The 19,778-nt window shown below is 73.4% G+C and carries 21 protein-coding genes and 1 pseudogene; 14 read left to right on the top strand and 8 right to left on the bottom strand.

Annotated elements, in window-relative coordinates; all coding sequences use genetic code 11:
- Nucleotides 1-35: 35 nt before the first annotated feature.
- Nucleotides 36-620 (top strand): TetR/AcrR family transcriptional regulator, encoded by a 585-nt coding sequence (locus ABZW17_RS31140; protein WP_354822303.1) that lies wholly within the window; start codon nt 36-38, stop codon nt 618-620.
- Here ABZW17_RS31140 and ABZW17_RS31145 read toward each other — a convergent pair.
- On the bottom strand, nt 596-1,375 hold the full coding sequence (locus ABZW17_RS31145; RefSeq protein WP_354822240.1) for a helix-turn-helix transcriptional regulator: 780 nt from the start codon (nt 1,373-1,375) through the stop codon (nt 596-598). The genes ABZW17_RS31140 and ABZW17_RS31145 overlap by 25 nt on opposite strands.
- Nucleotides 1,376-1,457: 82 nt before the next feature.
- On the opposite strand from ABZW17_RS31145, the gene ABZW17_RS31150 reads away from it, so the two are divergent.
- The 8 genes from ABZW17_RS31150 (at nt 1,458) to ABZW17_RS31185 (ending at nt 10,406) form a co-directional block, all read left to right on the top strand.
- Nucleotides 1,458-2,519, top strand: coding sequence for a zinc-binding alcohol dehydrogenase family protein (locus ABZW17_RS31150; protein ID WP_354822242.1), 1,062 nt, complete (start codon nt 1,458-1,460; stop codon nt 2,517-2,519).
- A gap of 13 nt (nt 2,520-2,532) precedes the next feature.
- On the top strand, nt 2,533-3,522 hold the full coding sequence (locus tag ABZW17_RS31155; protein ID WP_354822244.1) for a hypothetical protein: 990 nt from the start codon (nt 2,533-2,535) through the stop codon (nt 3,520-3,522).
- Nucleotides 3,523-3,673: 151 nt separating this feature from the next.
- Entirely contained in the window at nt 3,674-6,814 is a 3,141-nt protein-coding gene (locus ABZW17_RS31160; protein WP_354822246.1) for a family 43 glycosylhydrolase, read from the top strand.
- Nucleotides 6,815-6,929: 115 nt separating this feature from the next.
- Nucleotides 6,930-7,274 carry a hypothetical protein gene (locus tag ABZW17_RS31165; protein WP_354822248.1) on the top strand — a complete coding sequence of 115 codons (345 nt, stop codon included), beginning with the start codon at nt 6,930-6,932 and terminating at the stop codon, nt 7,272-7,274.
- A gap of 144 nt (nt 7,275-7,418) precedes the next feature.
- Entirely contained in the window at nt 7,419-7,892 is a 474-nt protein-coding gene (locus ABZW17_RS31170) for a MarR family transcriptional regulator (protein WP_354822250.1), read from the top strand.
- A 112-nt stretch (nt 7,893-8,004) separates the two neighbouring features.
- On the top strand, nt 8,005-8,595 hold the full coding sequence (locus ABZW17_RS31175) for an RNA polymerase sigma factor (RefSeq protein WP_354822252.1): 591 nt from the start codon (nt 8,005-8,007) through the stop codon (nt 8,593-8,595).
- On the top strand, nt 8,588-9,466 hold the full coding sequence (locus tag ABZW17_RS31180) for a CU044_5270 family protein (protein ID WP_354822253.1): 879 nt from the start codon (nt 8,588-8,590) through the stop codon (nt 9,464-9,466). Before ABZW17_RS31175 ends, ABZW17_RS31180 begins: the two co-directional genes overlap by 8 nt.
- A 79-nt stretch (nt 9,467-9,545) precedes the next feature.
- Nucleotides 9,546-10,406 (top strand): trypsin-like serine protease, encoded by an 861-nt coding sequence (locus ABZW17_RS31185; RefSeq protein ID WP_354822255.1) that lies wholly within the window; start codon nt 9,546-9,548, stop codon nt 10,404-10,406.
- Here the strand turns inward: ABZW17_RS31185 and ABZW17_RS31190 are convergent, their stop codons facing one another.
- A complete protein-coding gene (locus ABZW17_RS31190; RefSeq protein ID WP_354822257.1) occupies nt 10,407-11,039 on the bottom strand; it encodes a TetR/AcrR family transcriptional regulator in 633 nt (210 codons plus the stop codon). It abuts the gene before it with no gap.
- 94 nt (nt 11,040-11,133) lie between these two features.
- On the opposite strand from ABZW17_RS31190, the pseudogene ABZW17_RS31195 reads away from it, so the two are divergent.
- From ABZW17_RS31195 to ABZW17_RS31205, 3 genes and pseudogenes are all read left to right on the top strand, one after another.
- Nucleotides 11,134-11,728, top strand: a pseudogene (locus ABZW17_RS31195) (SRPBCC family protein).
- A 9-nt stretch (nt 11,729-11,737) separates the two neighbouring features.
- Entirely contained in the window at nt 11,738-12,055 is a 318-nt protein-coding gene (locus ABZW17_RS31200) for a hypothetical protein (RefSeq protein ID WP_354822259.1), read from the top strand.
- A gap of 144 nt (nt 12,056-12,199) precedes the next feature.
- Nucleotides 12,200-12,634 carry a hypothetical protein gene (locus ABZW17_RS31205; protein WP_354822261.1) on the top strand — a complete coding sequence of 145 codons (435 nt, stop codon included), beginning with the start codon at nt 12,200-12,202 and terminating at the stop codon, nt 12,632-12,634.
- A 30-nt stretch (nt 12,635-12,664) separates the two neighbouring features.
- Here ABZW17_RS31205 and ABZW17_RS31210 read toward each other — a convergent pair whose 3' ends face one another.
- The gene (locus tag ABZW17_RS31210; RefSeq protein ID WP_354822263.1) at nt 12,665-13,480 is read right to left on the bottom strand and encodes an NBR1-Ig-like domain-containing protein; all 816 of its coding nucleotides are present in this window, start codon (nt 13,478-13,480) and stop codon (nt 12,665-12,667) included.
- 209 nt (nt 13,481-13,689) lie between these two features.
- Between ABZW17_RS31210 and ABZW17_RS31215 the strand changes: the two genes are divergently transcribed.
- Entirely contained in the window at nt 13,690-13,812 is a 123-nt protein-coding gene (locus ABZW17_RS31215) for a hypothetical protein (RefSeq protein ID WP_354822265.1), read from the top strand.
- Between the two features lie 60 nt (nt 13,813-13,872).
- Here ABZW17_RS31215 and ABZW17_RS31220 read toward each other — a convergent pair whose 3' ends face one another.
- Entirely contained in the window at nt 13,873-14,013 is a 141-nt protein-coding gene (locus ABZW17_RS31220; RefSeq protein ID WP_004558692.1) for a hypothetical protein, read from the bottom strand.
- 41 nt (nt 14,014-14,054) lie between these two features.
- Entirely contained in the window at nt 14,055-14,906 is an 852-nt protein-coding gene (locus tag ABZW17_RS31225; RefSeq protein ID WP_354822267.1) for a phytanoyl-CoA dioxygenase family protein, read from the bottom strand.
- An 82-nt stretch (nt 14,907-14,988) separates the two neighbouring features.
- On the opposite strand from ABZW17_RS31225, the gene ABZW17_RS31230 reads away from it, so the two are divergent.
- Nucleotides 14,989-15,978: a LacI family DNA-binding transcriptional regulator gene (locus tag ABZW17_RS31230; RefSeq protein WP_354822269.1), complete on the top strand. Its 990-nt coding sequence runs from the start codon at nt 14,989-14,991 to the stop codon at nt 15,976-15,978.
- A 19-nt stretch (nt 15,979-15,997) separates the two neighbouring features.
- On the opposite strand, the gene ABZW17_RS31235 is transcribed toward ABZW17_RS31230, so the two are convergent.
- The 3 genes from ABZW17_RS31235 to ABZW17_RS31245 form a co-directional block, all read right to left on the bottom strand.
- Nucleotides 15,998-17,260 carry a GGDEF domain-containing protein gene (locus ABZW17_RS31235; RefSeq protein ID WP_354822271.1) on the bottom strand — a complete coding sequence of 421 codons (1,263 nt, stop codon included), beginning with the start codon at nt 17,258-17,260 and terminating at the stop codon, nt 15,998-16,000.
- A gap of 245 nt (nt 17,261-17,505) precedes the next feature.
- Complete coding sequence (locus tag ABZW17_RS31240; protein WP_354822273.1) at nt 17,506-18,735, bottom strand: MFS transporter; 1,230 nt, start codon at nt 18,733-18,735, stop codon at nt 17,506-17,508.
- A 78-nt stretch (nt 18,736-18,813) separates the two neighbouring features.
- Nucleotides 18,814-19,770, bottom strand: coding sequence for a catechol 2,3-dioxygenase (locus ABZW17_RS31245; protein WP_354822275.1), 957 nt, complete (start codon nt 19,768-19,770; stop codon nt 18,814-18,816).
- Between the last annotated feature and the right edge of the window lie 8 nt (nt 19,771-19,778).

Here is a 19,778-nt window from a genome sequence, read left to right on the forward strand (position 1 = left end):
CAGTCATTAAGGTACGGTCCGTACCGTACCGTAGACTGGCCACCATGGCGAAGACCCGGCGCCGGGGCACCGAACTGGCGGAAGCGATCCTGCGCGCGGCCGCGGACGAGCTCGCCGAAGCGGGCTACCCCGGCCTGACCATGGAACGGGTCGCCCAGCGCGCCGGCACCAACAAGAACGCGATCTACCGCCGGTGGCCGAACCGCGCCGCGCTCGGCGTCGCCGCGTACCGCCACCTGGCCGCGGACACCCTCGAGCCGCCCGACACCGGCAACCTCCGCGAAGACGCGCTGGCCCTGCTGCGCGCGATCAACTGCGGCCAGACCTCGCCCGCCGCCCGGGTCCTGCGCGGGCTCCTGACCGGCGTCGGCGACGAGCCGGAGCTTCGGGAACAACTGCACCAGCAGGCCGCCGAAGGCGGGACGAAACCCTGGCTCGCGATCGTCGAACGAGCCGTCGCGCGCGGCGAAGCGCGGCCCGGCGCCCGCCATCCCCGTGTCGCCACCGTGGCGCTCGTCCTGCTGCGCAACGAGTTCCTCACCCGAGGACTGACCACAGTGGACGACGCCGTGCTCGTCGAGCTCGTCGACGAGGTCTACTTGCCCCTGGTGGGCGCGTAGATCGTCAGGCGCAGGGCCGGATCCTCGGCGGCCTGGAAGGTCGCGTAACCGAACTCCCGCGGTTCGGGCAGGTACAGCGTCTTCCGGCCCGGTCCACTGTGGCCGACGTCGTGCCGGCCCCACCAGGCCGCGAACTCCGGGCAGCCGGCCTGCAGCCGCGCCGCCAGCCCGGTGAACGCGGGGTCGCCGGCCCACAGGTCGTGCGCGGCGCGGAACTGCGCCACCACGTGCCGGGCCTGCGCGGCCCAGCCGGGGCCGAACACCCGCCGGGCCCGCTCGCCGAGCAGCAGCCAGACCAGGATGTTCCGGTCGGCTTCCGGGCCGGTGCCGAGGTCGCCGAACAGGTCGTCCGCCGCGCGGTTCCACGCCAGCACGTCCCAGCGGCGGCCCGTGACGTACGCGGGCTCGGTCAGGCTTTCGACGAGCCGCCGGGTGGCCTCGGGGACCCGCTCGAGGGCGAACGGCGTCCGGGCCGGGTTCAGCGCCAGCTCGCGCAGGTGGGCCCGCTCGGCCGCGTCGAGACGCAGGGCGGTGGCCAACGCCTCGACCGTCTCGGACGACGGGCTGACCGTGCGGCCCTGTTCGAGCCGGATGTACCAGTCGACACCGATGCCGGCCAGTTCGGCGACCTCTTCGCGGCGCAGCCCGGGCGTCCGCCGCCGGCGCCGCGCCGGCAGCCCGAGCGCGGCCGGGCTCAGCCGTTCGCGCCGGGACCGCAGGAACTCCCCCAGCCCGGCCCGGGCCGCGTCCGGCATGACGACCTCCGCGTGGCACTCTGCAATCCCAGGATGATACCAGGGCTGGTTGCGGCGCCGGGTTCGTCCGACGATCGGGGTCATGAACGCAATGAAGGCCGCTGTCCTCGACGAATTCGGCAAACCGCTGGCGCTGCGGACCGTCCCCGCGCCGGTGCTGGGCACGGGTGAGGTGCTCGTCGACGTCGTGGCGGCACCGGTGCTGCCGTATGCGGCGGAGGTGTTCCGCGGCGAGCGCAACTACCAGCTGACGCTCCCGGTCGTGCCGGGCGCGGGCGCGATCGGCCGGGTGCGCGCGACCGGACCGGACGCGACCCGCCTGACCCCCGGCGACTGGGTGCTCTGCGATCCGGCGATCCGCTCCCGCGACGACGCGCTGACCCCGGACATCACCCTCCAGGGCCTCAGCGGCCGCGGCGAAGGCGGCCGGTTCCTGCAGCGGCACTACGGCCACGGCGCGTACGCCGAGCAGGTGCTCGTCCCGACGGAGAACGCGGTCCCGCTCGGGCCGCTCGACCCGGCCGAAGCCGCCCGCTGGGCCGCACTCACGGTGTGCATGGTCCCCTACGGCGGCCTGCTGGCGGCGGACCTCCGCGCCGGGGAGACGGTGCTGGTGAGCGGCGCGACGGGCCACTTCGGCAGCGCGGCGGTCGCGGTCGCGCTGGCCATGGGCGCGGCGTGCGTGGTGGCTCCCGGCCGCGACGCGGCGGCCTTGGCGGACCTGGAACGCCGGTTCGGCAGCCGCGTCCGGACGGTGCACCTGACCGGCGACGACAGCCTGCGCCGGGGCGCACCCGGCCCGATCGACGTCGTCCTCGACCTGCTGCCACCGTCGGCGGGTGCGGCGCCGGTGCTCGCGGCGGCGATGACGGTCCGCGAGCGGGGCCGGATCGTGCTGATGGGCGGCGTCGGCGACGACCTCGCCGTGCCGTACCGCTGGCTGATGCGCAACAGCATCACGCTGCGCGGCCAGTGGATGCACCCGCGGACGGCGCCCGCGAGCCTGGTCGCCCTGGCCCGCGCGGGCCTGCTCGACCTCGGCCAGTTCGCCGTCACGGAGTTCGCGCTCGCCGACATCGCCGCCGCCCTCGACCACGCGGCGAGCGGGCAACGGCGGTTCGCCCTCACGGTGGTCCGCCCGTGAGTACGGTCGGGGGATGACCAGGCTGGCCCGCCACGACCGGCTCGCCGCCGCCCTCGCGGCGGCGCCGGACGACGTCCTGACCGCCGGCCGCCCGCTCGGCACCGGGATCGGCGGGTCGAACTGGGAGCTAAAGGTGGCCGGCGAGCCCGTCTTCGTCAAGCGCGTCGCCCTGACCGACCTCGAGCGCCGGCACGAAGGCTCGACGGCCGACCTGTACGGCCTGCCCCCGTGGTCCCACTACGGCGTGGGTTCGGCGGGCGGCGGGGCGTGGCGCGAGCTGGCGGCCCACCGCGCCGCGAACGGCTGGGTCCGAACAGGACAGTGCGGGAACTTCCCGCTGCTGCACCACTGGCGCGTGCTGCCGGGCCTGCCCCGCCCCCGCCCGGACCGCGCACCGGACATCGCGTTCTGGCACGACGACCCGGGCATCCGCCGCCGGCTCGAAGCACTCGACACCGCGACGGCGGACCTGGTGCTGTTCCTGGAGCACCTGCCGGGCACCCTCGCGCAGCGCCTCGACGAGCACCCCGGCGACCTCGCCCTGGCCCACCGGGACCTGCGCGCCATCACGGAGTTCCTGGCGGCCCGGGGCATCCAGCACTTCGACGCACATTTCGCGAACACCCTCACCGACGGCGAACGGCTGTACCTCACCGACTTCGGCCTGGCGGCGTTCCCGTCGTTCGAGCTGTCGCCGGCGGAGGCGGAGTTCCTCGCCGGCCACGCCACCCACGACCGCGCGTACGTGCTGACGCACCTGGTCAACACGATCGTCCGGAAGCTCGTCGCGGGACCGGATCACCGCCCCCGGCACGCGTTCGTCCGGGAGTGCGCGGCGGGGCGGGTGGTGCCGGGTCTGGGGCCGGTTGAGGCGGAACTGCTGAGCCGGTACACGCCGGTGGCCGCGGTGGTGAACGAGTTCTACGTGGCGTTGCACGGGGAAAGCCGGAAGACGCCTTATCCGGGCGAGGAGATCACCCGGCGGCTCGCCGAGGCCGGGTAGCCCGGGTCGAGTCTGAATCAATCGAGCGCACCCACGACCGGTCTTCCGGCTCTTGACCACCGGCCCACGCCGACCTAGAGTCAGCGTACCCCGGATCATGTTAACGTTAACATGCGCTGGTCCCCGACGCGCCCCGAAGGAACCGACAACGATGAAGTTGTTCTCTCCGCGCCGTTTCGGCGTTGTGCTGGCCGTCGTGGCCGCACTCTTGCCCCTCGGCAGCACCGGTGCCGGTGCCGCTCCGCCCGCGGGCTCCGGCGACGCTCTCCGCGCCGCCGCTAGCGCCCTCTCCGTGCCCGGTGTCGACGACGTCCGCGGCAACCTCACCCTGCCGGCCGCCGGCCCGGACGGCACCAGCGTCACCTGGACCTCGTCCGCGCCCGCCGTCATCACGCCCACCGGTGAGGTGACCCGGCCGCGGACCGGCGCCGCGCCCGCGAAGGTCGTCCTGACCGCGAAAGTCAGCCAAGGCCGGGAAAGCACCACGCGGAAGTTCACCGCCACCGTCGTCCCCAAGCCGGTGCAGGAACCCCTGGCCGGCTACAGCTTCTTCTACTTCACCGGGGAAGGCACCTCCAACGGCGAGCAGATCTACTCGGCCCTCAGCAAGGGCAACGACCCGCTGAACTGGAGCGAGCTCAACAACGGCCAGCCCGTCCTCAAGTCGAGCCTCGGCGAGCTGGGCGTGCGCGACCCGTTCATCCTGCGCTCGCCCGACGGCGACAAGTTCTACCTGCTGGCCACCGACCTGCGGATCTACGCCGGGCGCGGGTGGGATGCCGCGCAGCGGAGCGGGAGCCGGTCGATCATGGTCTGGGAATCCACCGATCTCGCGCACTGGTCGCGCCAGCGCAGCGTGCAGGTTTCGCCGCCGACCGCCGGCAACACCTGGGCGCCGGAAGCCTTCTGGGACGCCAAACGCGGCACCTACGTCGTCTACTGGGCCTCGAAGCTCTACGCGGAGAACGACCCGAACCACACCGGTGACACCTATAACCGGATGATGTACGCGACCACGCGCGACTTCGTCACCTTCAGCGCGCCACAGGTCTGGATCGACCCCGGCTACTCGGTGATCGACTCGACGGTCATCAAGAACCAGGACACCTACTACCGCTTCACCAAGGACGAGCGCAACAACACCTCGTCGACGCCGTGCAGCAAGTTCATCACCGAGCAGAAGGCCACCGACCTGCTCGACCCGCACTACGGCTTCGTCGCCGACTGCATCGGCAAGGCCACCGCGACCAGCCCCGGCCTCTCCGCGGGCGAGGGGCCGACCGGGTTCAAGTCCAACACCGAGAACAAGTGGTACCTGTTCATCGACGAGTTCGGCGGCCGCGGCTACGTCCCGTTCGAGACCACCGACCTGAACTCCGGCCAGTGGACCATGTCCACCGGCGCGCACCTGCCCGCGTCGCCGCGGCACGGCACCGTCCTGCCGGTCACGCAGGCCGAGATGAACCGGCTGAGCGCTCCCCCGGCGCCGGCGAAGGCCGACGCCAAGGGCCTGGTCGCGCACTGGCCGCTCGACGCGAAGTCGGGCACGGTCGCGGCCGACACCACCGGGCACGGCTACGACGGCGCCCTCGCCGGTGACGTCAGCTGGAGCGATGGCTCGCTCGCCTTCGGCGGCAAGAACGGGCACGTCCAGCTGCCGAACAACCTGCTGACCGGCGCCGCCGCGGCCACCGTGTCGGCCGACGTGCTCGTCGATCCGAACCAGCAGACGCCGTACTTCCTGTGGGGCCTGGGCAACACGGCGAAGGACGGCACCGGCAACGGCTACCTGTTCACCACCGGCGGCACCGCGAGCGGCGGGTTCCGCGGCGCGATCGCGACCGGCAACTGGACCACCGAACAGGCCGCCGGGGCCGGCGGGCTGCCGCGCGGGGTCTGGAAGAACGTGACCCTGACCGTCGGCGACGGCGTCGAGGTGCTCTACCTGGACGGCGTCGAGGTCGCCCGCAACACCGGCGCCACGATCAAGCCGTCGGACCTCGGCGGCGGGGTCACGGCGGCGAACTACCTCGGCCGGTCCGTCTACGCGAGCGACAGGACCCTGACCGGCAAGATGAAGGACGTCCGGCTCTACAACCGCGCGCTGTCCGGGCTCGAGGTCGCGTCGCTGCCGTCGAACAGCACCGCGATCCGGTCGGTGGACCTGGCGTCGCTCAAGACACCGGCCGTCATCGACGCCGGAGCCGGCACCGTCGTGCTGCCGGTCAAGCCGGGTACCGACCTGCGGCGGCTGACGCCGGCGTTCGGCCTGGCGCCGGGCTCGACCATCAAGCCGGACAACGGAAAGCCGGTGAACCTGAGCTCGCCGAAGCAGTTCACGGTGACCGGCGCGGGCGGCGACCGTCGCGTGTGGACGGTCGAGGCGCACGAGACCCGCAGCCCGGTGCTGCCGGGCTACAACGCCGACCCGAACATCGTCGCGTTCGGCGACACCTACTACCTGTACCCGACCACGGACGGCTTCGACGGCTGGAGCGGCACGAAGTTCTCGGCGTGGTCGTCGAAGAACCTGGTCGACTGGAAGGACGAGGGCGTCATCCTCGACCTCGGCAAGGACGTCAGCTGGGCGGACAAGAACGCCTGGGCGCCGACGATCGCTAAGCACAACGGGAAGTACTACTTCTACTACTGCGCCGAGGCCAAGATCGGCGTGGCGGTGAGCGACTCCCCGACCGGGCCGTTCGTCGACTCGGGCAAGCCGCTGATCGCGAAGAACCCGGACGGCGGCCAGGCGATCGACCCCGCGGTGTTCCTCGACCACACCGGGCAGCCGTACCTGTACTGGGGCAACGGCAACGCCTACGTCGTCCCGCTGAACGACGACATGGTGTCCTACGACCCGGCGAAGATCACCCGCCTGACCGGGCTCGACGACTTCCGCGAAGGCCTGTTCATGGTGGAGCGGAAGGGCACCTACTACCTCAGCTGGTCGATCGACGACACCCGCAGCCCCGACTACCGCGTCGGCTACGCCACCGCGCCGAGCCCGACCGGGCCGTTCACCAACCACGGCGTGATCCTGAGCAAGGACACCCACCTGGGCGTCCTCGGCACCGGGCACAGCTCGATGCTGCAGGTCCCGGGAACCGACGACTGGTACCTCGCGTACCACCGCTTCGGCATCCCGGGCGGCGACGGCACCCACCGCGAAACGACGATCGACAAGCTGACCTTCCGCCGCGACGGCACGATCGCCCCGGTCGTCCCGACGCTGGAAAGCGTGCGGCCGCAGCGGATCCCGTGGCACTGCGGGGCGGTCCGCTTCAGCTGAGCCACCCGACCTGATGAGACGGAGATCACGAGCGGCGGATGTTTACCCCGGCTTGACCGGGGTAAACATCCGCCGTTCGGGTTGCTTCAGCTGTTTCCGCCTCAGGAGTCGTTTGATGACCAGCGTCCTGACCGACGGCCTCGAGAACGCCCGCCCGGTCCCCCGGCCGCGGCGCCGTCCGGTCTCCCACGACGCCCTCGCCGAGCTCGCCCGCCTGACCGCGCTGGCCGAGCTCGCCCACACCGTTTCGCCGTCGCTCATGCACCAGGCGGTCCTCGCCGGCACCGACGCCACCGCGGTGGCCGCGGCCGCGAAGATCGACGTCGCCGAGGCCCACCTCCGCTGGCACACCTGGGCGGACACCGCGGTGGGCCTCGAGGAGTACCTCCGCGTGCACGCCGCCTTCGCCGCCGCCGTCATCGCCCGCCACGACGCCGTGGAGGAGGAACTGTGCCCGTGACGACCGCGGAAACGACCCTGGCCGACCTGGCCGCGCTGGACAAGGCGGCGAGCGAGCTGCTCGCCGAGCTCACCGAGCAGCTGGCGGCGGCCGCGGCCCGGCGTTAGGACCCGTTCGAATTTGAACACCCGGTACCGTGGTGGCATGGGTCGTCCACGGTGGCTGAGCGACGGCGAACAGCGCGCCTGGACCGCGTTCCGCACCACCTACACCCTGCTCCACCAGCGGATGGACCAGCAGCTCAAGCGGGACGCCGGGCTGTCGCACCTGCAGTACGAGATCCTGGCCCGGCTCGGCGGCGCCCCCGGCCACGAGCTGCGGATGGCCGAACTCGCCTGCGCGGTGTCGAACTCCAAGAGCGGGCTCACCTACCAGATCGGGCAGCTGGAACAGGCCGGCCTGGTCCGCCGCCGCGCCTGCGAGAGCGACGTCCGGGCCGTCTACGCCGTGCTCACCGACGAGGGCGCGGCCCGGCTGGAACGAGCCGCGCCCGGGCACGTCGCCCTGGTCCGCGAGCTGCTGATCGACGTCCTCACCCCGGCCCAGCTGGCCGCGCTGGCCGACGGGCTCGGCGAGGCGAACCGCCGCATGCTCGCCGACACCGATCCCTGCCCCTGAGCAGCGGGCGCGTGACCTGCGTCACTCATAGCCCGAAATCCCCGTGATCCCGGAACCCGCAGTGCCCGGCCCGTGAAGAGCCGATGACACTGGCCGGACCGAAAGGCGGGCGATGACCCCGGAAGACACCGATGCCGACGACGACGCGAGCGTGATCGCGCGGTCGCGGCAGCAGCCGAGCCTGTTCGCGGTCATCTTCGACCGGCACTCGCGGCACATCCACCGCTACCTGGCGCGGCGGCTCGGCCCCACGACCGCGGACGACGTCCTCGCGGACACCTTCCTGATCGCGTTCGACAAGCGGGCGAAGTTCGACCCGGCCCGGTCCGACGCCCGGCCGTGGCTCTACGGCATCGCCACCAACCTCGTCGCGAGGCAGCGGCGGACCGAGGTGCGCGAGCTGAAGCTCCGCCTGGCCGTCGGACCGCCGCCGGCCGAAGAAGGGCACGCCGACCGGGTCGCCGACCAGGTCAGCGCGCAGGCCCTCGGGCAGCGGCTCGACCGGGCGCTGGCCGCGCTGCGGCCCCGGGAGCGGGACGTGCTGCTGCTCGTCGCCGCGGAGGGGCTCGGCTACCAGGAAGTCGCCGAGGCGCTGGCCATTCCCGTCGGCACCGTCAAATCCCGCCTCAACCGGGCCCGCGGCCGCGTCCGCGCCGAGCTCGGCCGCCTCGACCTCGTGAAGGAGACCTCCGCTCATGGATGACCTGGACCTGATCCGCGAGCGCGCGGAGACCGTCGGCTTCGCGTCGCCGGAGCACCTCGCCCCGGCCCGGGACCGGCTGCTGGCCGCGGCCCGCGGCGGACGGCGCCGCCGCCCGGGCCGCTGGTTCTGGGCCGCCGGCGCGTCGATCGGCCTGGCCGCCGCGATCACCGCCGTCGTCACCCTCGCCCCCGCCGAGCAGGTCGGCATCGGACCCGGCGTGGCGCACGCCGACCCGGTCAAGGTGCTGACCGAGGCGGCGAGCACGGCGCTGAAGGAGCCGGCCAAGCCGCCGCGCCCCGACCAGTTCCTGTACGTGCGGACGGAAGAGCCGGAACACCACATCCGCGAGGTCTGGTTTTCGGTCGACGGCACCCGCGACAGCCTGATCGCCGGCTTCAAGGAAGGGGGCTGCCGCAACGGCAAGGCGCCGATGTACGGCACGAACGATCCGCGCAAGGAAGGAATGCTCCAGGACTGCACCCCCCGGCCGGTCTACCGGACGGACCTGCCGACGACCGCCGACGCGATGCTCGCCTACCTCGAAGCCGAGGCCGGCGACCGGAAGGGCGACGTCAACTCCATGGGCAAGGACGTCTACAGCCTGGCCTACGAGCAGGTCCTCCCGCCGGCGTCCTACGCGGCGTTGTTCGAGGCGGCGGCGAGGGTGCCGGGCCTGACGGCGCTCGACCACGTCACCGACGGCGCCGGCCGCCCCGGCGTCGGGATCACGTGGCCGGTGCCCGCCGGCTCGAGCCCGAAGGCGTCGCCAGTCGTGCTCGTCTTCGACGCCACCACTTACCAGTTCCTGGGCACGCCCGAAACGGCCGTGACGGTGAAGACGTTCGTGGACGAGGTGGGGCAGCGCCCGTAACGGCCGGTCGAGTGCCCGGCGGGCGGATCCCGGCCGCCGGGCACTCAACCGTTCCGCGCTCCCATCCGTGCATCCAGGTGTGAGGACACCTTCGGATCGACGGCGGCTCTTCCGCGCGCGGGCCATGACGACCGGGCTGCTGGCCGGGGCCGGGCTCGCGTTCGCCCACACCGTGACCGGCGTCCCGGCCACGGGGCCCGTCCTGGCCGCGGCGACCGGCGGGTACGGCGTGGGCGGCACGGCCGCGCCGGTGACCACCACACCGCCGCCGCCGGCGCCGAACCCGGTGCTGCCCTTCAACGCGAAGCTGACGTCCGACGACATCCCCGTCCCGGGCGGGGGCGTGCGCAGCGGTGCCTGCAGCGGCTCGCTGGTCGCGCCGCAGTGGATCGTCACCGCCGGGCACTGCTTCCACGACCTGGCGGACACCCGGATCGGCGGCAAACCGCCGTACACGATGAGGGTGACCGTCGGCCGGCTGAAGGACACCGATCCCGGCGGGTACACGACCGAGGTCGTCGACGTCCGGCAGTCGCCGGTGAACGACCTGGCCGTGGCCAAGCTCGGCCACCCGATCGCGGACATCGCCCCGGCGACGCTGGCCGAGCGGCGGCCCGCGGTCGGCCAGCAGCTGCAGTTCGCCGGCTGGGGGTCCCATTCGGCGACCGTGCTCGGCCCGTCGGACCACCTCAAACGCGGGCGGTTCCGGGTGTCCGGCATCGGCCAGGCCACCCTGGAGGCCCAGCCGGTCGGCACCCGCACCGTGGAGAACGGGCCGTGCCCGGAGGACTCCGGCGGCCCGTTCTTCGTGTCGGACGACGACCGCAGGGCGACCCTGGTGGCCATCGTCAACACCGGGCCGCCGTGCCCCCAGCCGGGGGCCGAGACGATCGCCCGGGTCGACGTGGTGGCGGACTGGATCCGCGCCCAGACCGGGTGATCAGCGCAGGCCGGCCAGCTCTTCGGTGATCAGCAGGTCCGGGTCGAACCCCATGCCGGCGAAGTGGCCGGCCAGCTCGAGCGAGAGCACGCCGTGCAGGCGGGTCCAGAAGGACAGCGCGCGGTGCAGGACGGCGGGCGGCGCGGGATGCCCGCCCGCCCAGTCGCGGTGGGTCTCCAGGTGGGCGCCGAACGGGGTCGGCGGCCCGTCGCCGGTCTCCGCGCAGGCCTCGATCAGCACCGCCATGACCTCGAACGAGATCGCCGTGGTGTCCTCTGGCGCGTGGTAGCCGGGCACCGGCGTGCCGTAGATGAGGAAGTACCGCTGCGGATCGGCGCGGGCCCAGTCTCGGATGGCGTGCGCCAGCCCGCCCACCCCGGCCCCGGCGTCACGCGCGGCCCGCACGGTGTCGGCGAGGCTGCGGTAGGCGTCGCGGATCAGGGCGGTGATCAGCTCGTCGCGGCTCGCGAAGTACCGGTACAGGGCGGGGCCGCTCATGCCCACCTGTTTGGCGATCGCGTTGAGCGACAGCGCGGGCACGCCGGCCGCGGCGATCTGCGCCCACGCGTGGCGCTTGATGTCCGCGCGCACCTGGGCCCGGTAGCGCTCCCGCGAACTCACGTTCTCCGTCACCGTTAGAGGCTATCACTTTTCCTATTGACACTCACGACAGGTGGGTTATAGCTTCTAACTATCTCGACAGGCGCTAACAACCAGGGAGACCACCTTGACCACCCACCGGCTGCGTTCCGCCCTGCTCCTGCTGCCCCTGACCGCGGGCCTCCTGAGCACCGCCACCCCCGCCGACGCGACGACGTCCCTGACCTGCCAAGGGCGCCGGCATCGACCCGGCAGCCCGGCTCCACCACCGGACCGAGACGCTGGTCGAGGCACCGGCGCGCACCGCCTGGCGGCTGCACACCGACGTGGCCGGCTGGCCCGCGTGGCAGTCCGCCGTCACCGGCGCGGAACGGCTCGACCCCGGACCACTGCGGCCGGGCTCGCGGTTCCGGTGGACGACGCCGGCCCCGGCCACCCCGGCCACGCCCGCGACCACGCTGGTGATCACCTCGACGGTCGGGCAGCTGCAGCCCGGCCGGTGCGTGCGCTGGACCGGGCCGGCGATCGGCGACGGACTGCGCATCGACCGCGGCGTGCACGTCTGGACGTTCACACCGGTGCGCGGCGGGGTGCTCGTCCGCACCGAAGAGAGCTGGACGGGCGCGCAGATCGAGGCCGACCCCGCCACCGCGATCCGCTACCTGGCCCCCGGGCTCGACGCCTGGCTGGCCGACCTCAAGACCACCGCCGAAGCACGCTGAGGAGCCACGATGACGGTCACCGCCCCGCCCCGCGCCCCGAAGGCCGTGCTCGTCGCGGCCTGGTCCGTCCCGGTCCTGGTCGCCGGCCAGTTCGCCCTGCTCTCCGGTGTGCCCATCGCCGTCGTGCTGTTCGGTTCGCTGCGCCGCCGGGCGCACCGCTGGTGGGCCGCCGCCCTCGCCGCGGGCTACGCCGCGGCGCTGACGCTGTGGCTGGCCGGCCCGAGCACGGCGCCGAGCCTCTCGAAGTACCTGAGCCCGGTGGCCACGGCGTTGTTCACCGCGGCCGGCGTCGTGGTCGCGGTCGCGCTCGGCCGGCGTGCCCGATGACCCCGCTCCGCCGCCGGACATTGTCCTGATGTGCGAGGACATTCCCCGGACATTCGCCTTCTTGTCCCGCTTCCGGCCGCCTTGCGACGCTCGGTGACACCGGCACCGAACCGCCGGTCGTCGAGAAAGGAAACGGACATTCCCATGCGCACCCAGAGCAGCAAACCGGCCCGCGGCCGCGCGGCCGCCGTCGTCGGGACGGCCGTCGCGCTGGCCACCCTGACCGCCGCGCCCGCCGGCGCCGGCCCGCTCAGCACGTCCGCCCTGTGCTCCGGCACCGCCACCGGCGCGGTGGCCAAGTGGGGCCCGGTGTCCAGGCACTGCTCGTACACCAGCCCGGCGAGCGGCTGGCGCGGGAAGCTGCGGGTCGAGTGGAACACCCAGTCCGGCACCAACCAGGCCGCCTGCGTGGAGGCCCGGATGGGCAAGGCGGCCCACCCCGACGCGTGGCAGGGCATCGGCTGCGGGCAGTCCGGGGTCGGCACCGTCAAGTGGCCCGCCAACACCGCCTCGAACCTCGAGGTCCGGGTGAAGGGCATGGGCACCAGCCTCGTCGCCAACGTCGACTACTTCCTCTGACGCCGGTCCGGCTGGGCCCGGTCGCCGGGCTCAGCCGGTCGCTTCCACCTGGAAGTAGATGCCGCTCGCCTGCGGCAGGTAGAGCCGGCCGCCGGAGTCGACCATCTTCCAGAACACCTGGCACGGCCCCGGCGTGCCGCGGGCCTGCACCGGCACGCTGACCGTCACGTCCGCGCCGGGTCCGGCGTCGGGCAGCGGCACGCGCGGATCGGTGTGGCAGACGTCCAGGCCGTCGAGCGGGGGCTGGCGCTGCAGGAACCGGCCGTGCCACGCGACCGTGCCGGCGTTGCGCAGCCGCCACGTTTTGACGAACCGCTCGTTCACCCGGACGCGGCTGCCGTCCGGGTAGGTGACGTCGGCGACCAGGCTGGAGGCGTCGCCCTCGATCGGCAGCGACGGTTCCCCGCCGCCGGACCGCGGCCGGCTCACGGCGAACACGGCGCCCGCCACCACCACGGCCACCACGGCGGCGACCAGCAGCCACCCGTGCTTCGGTGCGCCGCCCGGCGCACGGCCGTCCCGCCCGGCCGCGCTCCACCGGTCCCGCCATTCGCGCCGGATCCGGTCTTCGTCGCCGCCGAGCACGGTGACGGCCAGCGGCCGCACGAACTCCCAGGTCGTTTCCCAGCTGGGCAGCTGCAGCCCGCGGGCGGCGGCCGCCAGCGCCGACTTCGATGCCACCGCCCCGAATTCGCTGCGCATCCGGTCGTAGGACGGATCGCCCGCCGCTTCCTTGAGCAGGAGCAGCGCGTGGGCGAACCCCGCGACCGGGCCGTCACCCGGATCGGGCCGGTGGGCGCGCCGGCCCCGCTTGCGCACCGGGCCGCCCGCGTGGTCGATCGTCATCTGCCGCCTTCCCCCGACGCACCGACCGCGACGGTAACGCAGCCGCGGCGGCCCCGCCGACGGCGGTTCCGAAGATCACCTGGCCGAGCTGCTAAGCCGCACGATGGGCCATCGCCGTCGCGCCCGACCGGTGTGGCGCGCGTCACGGAATGCCCGGCGATCTTCGGCGCTACACACAGGAGTAAGCCGTTCGTCCACAAGGGAGGGCCATGTCCGCCACCACCACTCCGGAAGAGTCCACCGCGGTACCCGTGCTGGAGGACTTCGACTTCCCGCTCACCGACGGTGCGGCCTGCCGCATCGACGACCCGGACTGCGAAGCCTGCCAATGAACCAGGCTCCGGCCACGGCGTGCACCCACGTGGCCGGAGCCCGAACCCCGGGGCGGGCGGCTAGACGTGCATGGCCAGCCACAACGCCATCCAGGCGAGGCACGCCAGCGCACCCCCGACCCCGAAGGCGAGCAGTACACGGCGCAGGGCCGCGACGACCCCGGCCCGGCCTGACATCTCGGTGATTCCCGCTTCAGCCATGGCCTCGTGATGCCCTCGTCCGCGCGGGGCAAACATCGGGATCAGGCGTCGTCGCCCGATTCACCCATCACCAGGCCCTCGATCGTGTGCTTCTGGGTGATCGGCCGCAGGACGTCGACGACCGGGCAGGCCAGGTGCGCGCGCACCGATTCCGGCAGGGACGCCCAAAACCCGTGGGTCACCGCCGTGTCGTGGTGGGCGTCGTTGCCCGCGCCGGGCGCGTCGAGGCCCAGCACCAGGACCGGGCGCGCCTTGGCCGAGTGGTTGGCGGTGCCGCGGTGGACCGTCAGCGCCGACCGGATCGAGATGTCCCCCCGCTTCGGGAACTTGCGGGTGGCGAGCCCGCGGTAGCGCGGGTATGCCTCCCGCGGCGGGAACATGCCGTGCTCGAACGCGGCGCCGTCGTCCCAGTGCGTGCCCGGCGCGATTTCGAACGGCCCCATGTCCGGCTCGGTGTCGACCGCGGTCACGTTGACGGCCAGCGACGTCAGCCGGCGCTCGCGCGCGGTTTCGGCGGGCATCGGGAAGTCCCGGTGCCACGGCTGGTCGACCGCACCCGCGAGCGGGACGTCGAAGCCGACCTCGACGATCCGGTAGTCCGGGCCCAGCACCGACTCGGCGACGGCGGTGATCCACGGGTGGGTGACGAGGTCGGCGAACCCGCGCAGTTGCTCCGGGTGGATCTCGACGTAGAAGCGGTTCGGGCCGCGGCCGACGGCGCCGCCCGGCCGCGTGCGGGCCTCGGCGAACGCCGTGCCGATGTCCTCGCCGAGCCGCCCCACCCAGTCGCGGGTGAACGCGCGGGGCAGGCCGATGATGCCGTCGGTGTACAAGCGTGCGGTCAGCGCCCCGACTTCGGCCGCGGGCAGCGGGGCGGGGACGGTCTCGGTCATTCCGGCCTCCAACGGGGCACGACGGCGTGGCGAGGTCAGTTTGCAACGTGGCATGCCACGTTGCAAGAGGTACGATGCGGCGGTGAACCCGAAACTGCGTGACGTCGCCGAGCACGCCGGCGTGTCGGTCCGCACGGTGTCCAACGTGGTCAACGGGTTCCGCTACGTCGCCCCGGCGACCCGCGAACGGGTCCAGGCGAGCATCGACGTGCTCGGCTACCGGCCCAACCTGGCCGCCCGGACGCTGCGCCAGGGCCGGACCGGGCTGGTCGCGCTGGTGATCCCGGAGATCGACTCGCCGTACTTCGCCGAGCTCGCCGCGCGGACCGTGCGCGTCGCCGGGGCCCGCGGCCTGACGGTGCTCATCGACCAGACCGACGGCGACGCCGAGCGCGAGAAGGAACTGCTGCACGGCAAGCGCAGCCAGCTCGTCGACGGGGTCCTGTTCAGCCCGTGGGCGGTGGCGCCGGCGGAGCTGGCCGCGCGCACCGACCCGGTCCCGCTGGTGCTGCTCGGCGAGCACGACGGCACCGCCGGCGTCGACCACGTCGCCATCGACAACGTCGTGGCCGCGCGCGAGGCCACCGCGCACCTGCTGGCGTCGGGCCGCCGGCGCGTCGCGGCGCTGGGCATCCAGCCGCGCTCGCTGAACGCGACCGCCCGCCAGCGGCTCGCGGGCTACCGGCAGGCGCTGGCCGAAGCCGGGCTGCCCGCCGATCCGGCGCTCGAGGTGCCGGTCGGACGGCTGCACCGGGCCGACGGCCACCGGGCGATGCTGCGGCTGCTGGACGCGGACCACCCGCCCGACGCCGTCTTCTGCTTCACCGACGAGCTCGCGCTGGGGGCCTTGCGGGCCGCCGCCGACCGCGGCGTCGCGGTGCCGGAGGCGCTGGCCCTGGTGGGGTTCGACGACATCGAAGACGGCCGCTACAGCGTGCCGGCCCTGACGACGGTGTCGCCGGACAAGGACCGGATCGCCGAACTCGCCCTCGACCGCCTGGCCCGGCCCGAGCCGGCGGCGCCGCGGTCGATCGTCGCGCCGCACCACCTGGAAGTGCGCGAGACGAGCTGAGCGCCCGCACCGCCGCGGGTCAGAAGCCGGCGACCGCCACCCGGTCGCGGCCGGCCTTCTTGCCCGCGTACAGCGCGTCGTCGGCGGCCCGGATCACCTCGTCGAGACCGGCTTCGGGCACGACCGGGTGCAGCGCCGCGCCGATCGTCGCCGACAGCGTCACCGGCTCCCCCGCGGGTGTCGTGATGCGCAACCCCCTGATCCGGACGCGGATCCGTTCGGCGATCGCGCGGATCTCGGCTTCGTCGACGTCGGGCAGCAGGACCGCGAACTCCTCGCCGCCGTACCGGCCGACCGTGTCACCGCGCCGGACGGTCCTGGTCAGCACCGTGGCCACTTCGGCGAGGACGTCGTCGCCGACCGGGTGGCCGTGGGTGTCGTTGATGCGCTTGAACCAGTCGAGGTCGATCATCAGCACCCCGGTCCGGCCGCGGGTGCGGCCGAGCGCGAGCTCGGCCTGCTCGTGCCAGGCGATCGCGTTGAGCAGCCCGGTGCGCTGGTCGGTGCGGGCGGCGAGCTTGAGCTGGTCGAGCTGGACGCACTGGTGCAGCGCGAACGTCGGGATGATCATCAGCAGCGCCGCCGGCGGCCACCACAGCAGCGCGGCGGCCACGAACACGCCGAGCGCCAGCTGGCTGAGCTCCAGCAGGTTGTCCGAGGCGCTGCCGAGCAGCCGGCGGGGGTGCTCGACGGTGACCGTCCACGCGATGACCGTGCCGACGAGCGCGGTGTTGATCCCCCACTGCACCGCGGCCGCGGCGACGACGGCGGCCAGTTCGGCCCAGCCGGGCCGGGCGCCGCCGGCCAGGTGCTCGTGGACGCCGGTCAACTGCAGCACGGCGCTCGCGGCCGCGGCGGCCAGCGCGAGCGTGGCGGCGGTGAACACGGTCCGGTGCGGCGGGCGGACCGGGTCGTACCGGTTGACCAGCAGCCAGCGGTGCGCGTAGATCACCGCCACCAGCGCCAGTTCCAGCACCAGCGGCAGGGCGAGCACGCCGGCGAAGATCCAGACGCTGCAGAGGTCGACGTACGGCGTCCCCGACCGGTCTCGGCGCCTTCGCTCGATCAGGTGAGATGCGTGCAGGTGCGGCAGCGCCGCCGCGGCCAGCCAGGCGGCCGTCACCCACTGCGTGGACGTCGGCGCCGCCCGCGCGGCGAGCGCCGTCACGCCCACCGCCAGGAGATCCACGCCCAGGACGAGGACCAGCACCCGTCCCGGCAACGACCACAGTTTCCAGCCCGACGGCGATCGATCTCCGCCGGTGACCGAGTTTCCCCTCATCCGCAGCGCCTCCCCCGCGCCGGTGGTCACCTGATTGCCCAGGGTAGTCGCGTCACGGCCGGATGTCAGCCGCTTCCCGCGGAGGCGACCCGACCGGGCGGCTGGGACGATTCCGGGTATCCGGCACCGGACGAACCGCACGGAAAGGGCGAGCCGATGAGCGACAAGGGCTGGTGAACCCCGCGACCGAACCCCGTCCCCGCACCGGAAGGAGCAACGCCATGAGCGACAAAGGCTGGTGACACTCAGGTTTCGGCCGGGAGCGCGGCGGACACGGTGTCCGGACGGCGACGCGCCCAGGCCGCGGCCGCGGCGAGCGCGACCAGCGCTCCCGCGGTCCCCGCCCAGGCGATCGCCGTCGACGGCCCGGCCAGCTGCGCCAGCACCCCGCCGGCCACGATCCCGAGGCCCTGCCCGGCGATCATGCCGGTCCGGGCGAACCCCAGGGTCCGCCCGCGCACCCGCGGCGGGGACAGCTGGACGAACGTCGCCCCGGCGGTGACCTGGTACGCCGAACACAGGCCGGACACGAAGAGCAGGGCCAGCGCCGCGCCCAGGGTGGGCCGGCCCCAGAAGGCCACGAGCGGCGCCGACGTCCCGACCGCGAGCACGCCCAGCGCGCGCACGCGCACCGGCCGGGCGACCCGCCGCAGCAGCAGCGCGCCGGCGACCGCGCCCGCGGGTTCCGCGGCGAGCAGCACCCCGATCCAGCCACCGCCCGCGCCGACCTGCTGCGCGAACGGCACGGCGAGCCCTTCGGGGACGACCGTGAACAGCGCCAGCCAGCCCAGCCACACCAACGTGCCCAGGGTGCGGTCCCGGCCCACGGTCACCGCGCCCGCGGCGATCCGGCGCCAGGACCGCCGCCACCACGTGGTCCCGCTCTCGCCGTCGCCGTCCGGCGGCGGGTGGCGGCCGAGACCGGCGCGGATCAGCACGGCGGACACGGCGAAGGTGGCGGCGTCGACGGCCAGCGCGGCGTGCGCGCCGACCGCCGTGACCACGAACGCGGCCGCGACGAACCCCAGCACCAGGCACAGTTGCGTGGTGACCTGCTGCACCGCCTGCCCGGCTTCGTAGCGGGAGCCCAGCAGCTCCGGCAGGACGGCACCCTGAGCCGCCGAGAACGGCGCCTCGGCCAGCTGCACCAGCACGAGCAGCCCGGCCATCAGCGGCAACGGCACCACGGGCACGGCCATGACGGCCACCAGCGCCGCCCGGACGACGTCACACGTCACCAGCACGCGGCGGCGGGGAAACCGGTCGGCCAGCCACGACAGCAGCGCGCCGGACACGAGCGCGGGCAGCATCGACAGCGCGTACGTCGCCGCGCTCAGCGCCGCGGAACCGGTGCGCTGGAAGACGAGTATCGACAAGGCGACGCGGGCGAGCTGGTCCCCGGCCACGGACAGCAGGCCCGCCAGCCAGACCACCCGGAACCCGGGTACCGCGAACGCGGACCACGTCCTGCTCATCCCCACCCCCAGGCCGTCACGCTGTGCGCAGACCGAGAAGCTCACGGTAGCGCCTGGGGGCGCCGGCCACCACCGTGCTCAGGCGATCGGCGGGGTGCCGTGGGTGTGGAACGACTCGATCGTCTTCAGGCCCCACGCCTGTCCCCTGGCCCGTTCGGCCTCGGTCCAGGTGACCGGCTCCCAGTCCGGCGCGAAGATCAGGCGTCCCGTGGGGTTGCACAGTTCGATCCGGTTGCCGCCGGGTTCGTAGACGTAGAGGAAGAACGTCTGCTGGATCGCGTGCTTGTGCGGCCCGGTCTCGATGTGGACGCCGTTGTCGAGCGCGATGTCGGCGGCGCGCAGGATGTCTTCGCGGGTGTCGGTGGCGAACGCGATGTGGTGCAGCCGCCCGTTCGAGCCCGTCCAGTCATTGGTATAGACCAGGTCGTAGGACTTCTGCGCGAAGTACGTCCACTGCCCGGAAACGACGCCGCTGTCGAGCCGGATCTGCTCGGTCACCCGGCCGCCGAGCACGTCGCAGACGAACCGGCCGTTGGCTTCCGCCTCCCGGGCCAGGTAGTTGACGTGGTCGAGGCGGCGGACGCCGACCCCGCGGCCCGGGTACGCCTGGGCCTGGTTCTTCAGGGCCGGCCGCAGGTGCGCCGGCGGCCGGTAGCGCTCGGTTTCCCAATAGAGCTCGAATTCGTGGCCGTCCGGGTCGCGGAACAGGTACGTGGCCCCGACACCGGTGTCGCCGTCGACCCAGCCGACGCCGAGCCCGCGCTCCGCCAGCGCGGCCACCCGCCGGTCGAGGGCGTCCGCGCTCGCCGCCCGCAGCGCCGTCCGGCCGACGCCGGACGTCCTCGCCGCGGTGAGCTTGAGGCTGTGGTGCTCGTAGTCGTCCCAGGTGCGCAGGTACACCGAGTCGCCATCGGTGCCGTTCTCGGTCAGCCCGAGGACGCGGACGAAGAAGTCGAGGCTCCGTTCCGGCTCGGGGGTGAACAGCTCGACGTGACCGAGGTGCGCGATCTCGTGGCGGGGCGCGGGGCCGGGCACGGCTGCCT

The sequence above is a fragment of the Amycolatopsis sp. NPDC004625 genome (assembly GCF_040609695.1).
Taxonomy (GTDB): Bacteria; Actinomycetota; Actinomycetes; order Mycobacteriales; family Pseudonocardiaceae; genus Amycolatopsis.

Coding starts and splice junctions, on each gene's coding strand:
- ABZW17_RS31145 (WP_354822240.1), bottom strand. CDS start 1,375: ATGCCGGACGCGGCCCGGGCCGGGCTGGGGGAGTTCCTGCGGTCCCGG.
- ABZW17_RS31150 (WP_354822242.1), top strand. CDS start 1,458: ATGAACGCAATGAAGGCCGCTGTCCTCGACGAATTCGGCAAACCGCTG.
- ABZW17_RS31155 (WP_354822244.1), top strand. CDS start 2,533: ATGACCAGGCTGGCCCGCCACGACCGGCTCGCCGCCGCCCTCGCGGCG.
- ABZW17_RS31160 (WP_354822246.1), top strand. CDS start 3,674: ATGAAGTTGTTCTCTCCGCGCCGTTTCGGCGTTGTGCTGGCCGTCGTG.
- ABZW17_RS31165 (WP_354822248.1), top strand. CDS start 6,930: ATGACCAGCGTCCTGACCGACGGCCTCGAGAACGCCCGCCCGGTCCCC.
- ABZW17_RS31170 (WP_354822250.1), top strand. CDS start 7,419: ATGGGTCGTCCACGGTGGCTGAGCGACGGCGAACAGCGCGCCTGGACC.
- ABZW17_RS31175 (WP_354822252.1), top strand. CDS start 8,005: ATGACCCCGGAAGACACCGATGCCGACGACGACGCGAGCGTGATCGCG.
- ABZW17_RS31180 (WP_354822253.1), top strand. CDS start 8,588: ATGGATGACCTGGACCTGATCCGCGAGCGCGCGGAGACCGTCGGCTTC.
- ABZW17_RS31200 (WP_354822259.1), top strand. CDS start 11,738: ATGACGGTCACCGCCCCGCCCCGCGCCCCGAAGGCCGTGCTCGTCGCG.
- ABZW17_RS31205 (WP_354822261.1), top strand. CDS start 12,200: ATGCGCACCCAGAGCAGCAAACCGGCCCGCGGCCGCGCGGCCGCCGTC.
- ABZW17_RS31210 (WP_354822263.1), bottom strand. CDS start 13,480: ATGACGATCGACCACGCGGGCGGCCCGGTGCGCAAGCGGGGCCGGCGC.
- ABZW17_RS31215 (WP_354822265.1), top strand. CDS start 13,690: ATGTCCGCCACCACCACTCCGGAAGAGTCCACCGCGGTACCCGTGCTG.
- ABZW17_RS31220 (WP_004558692.1), bottom strand. CDS start 14,013: ATGGCTGAAGCGGGAATCACCGAGATGTCAGGCCGGGCCGGGGTCGTC.
- ABZW17_RS31225 (WP_354822267.1), bottom strand. CDS start 14,906: ATGACCGAGACCGTCCCCGCCCCGCTGCCCGCGGCCGAAGTCGGGGCG.
- ABZW17_RS31235 (WP_354822271.1), bottom strand. CDS start 17,260: ATGAGGGGAAACTCGGTCACCGGCGGAGATCGATCGCCGTCGGGCTGG.
- ABZW17_RS31240 (WP_354822273.1), bottom strand. CDS start 18,735: ATGAGCAGGACGTGGTCCGCGTTCGCGGTACCCGGGTTCCGGGTGGTC.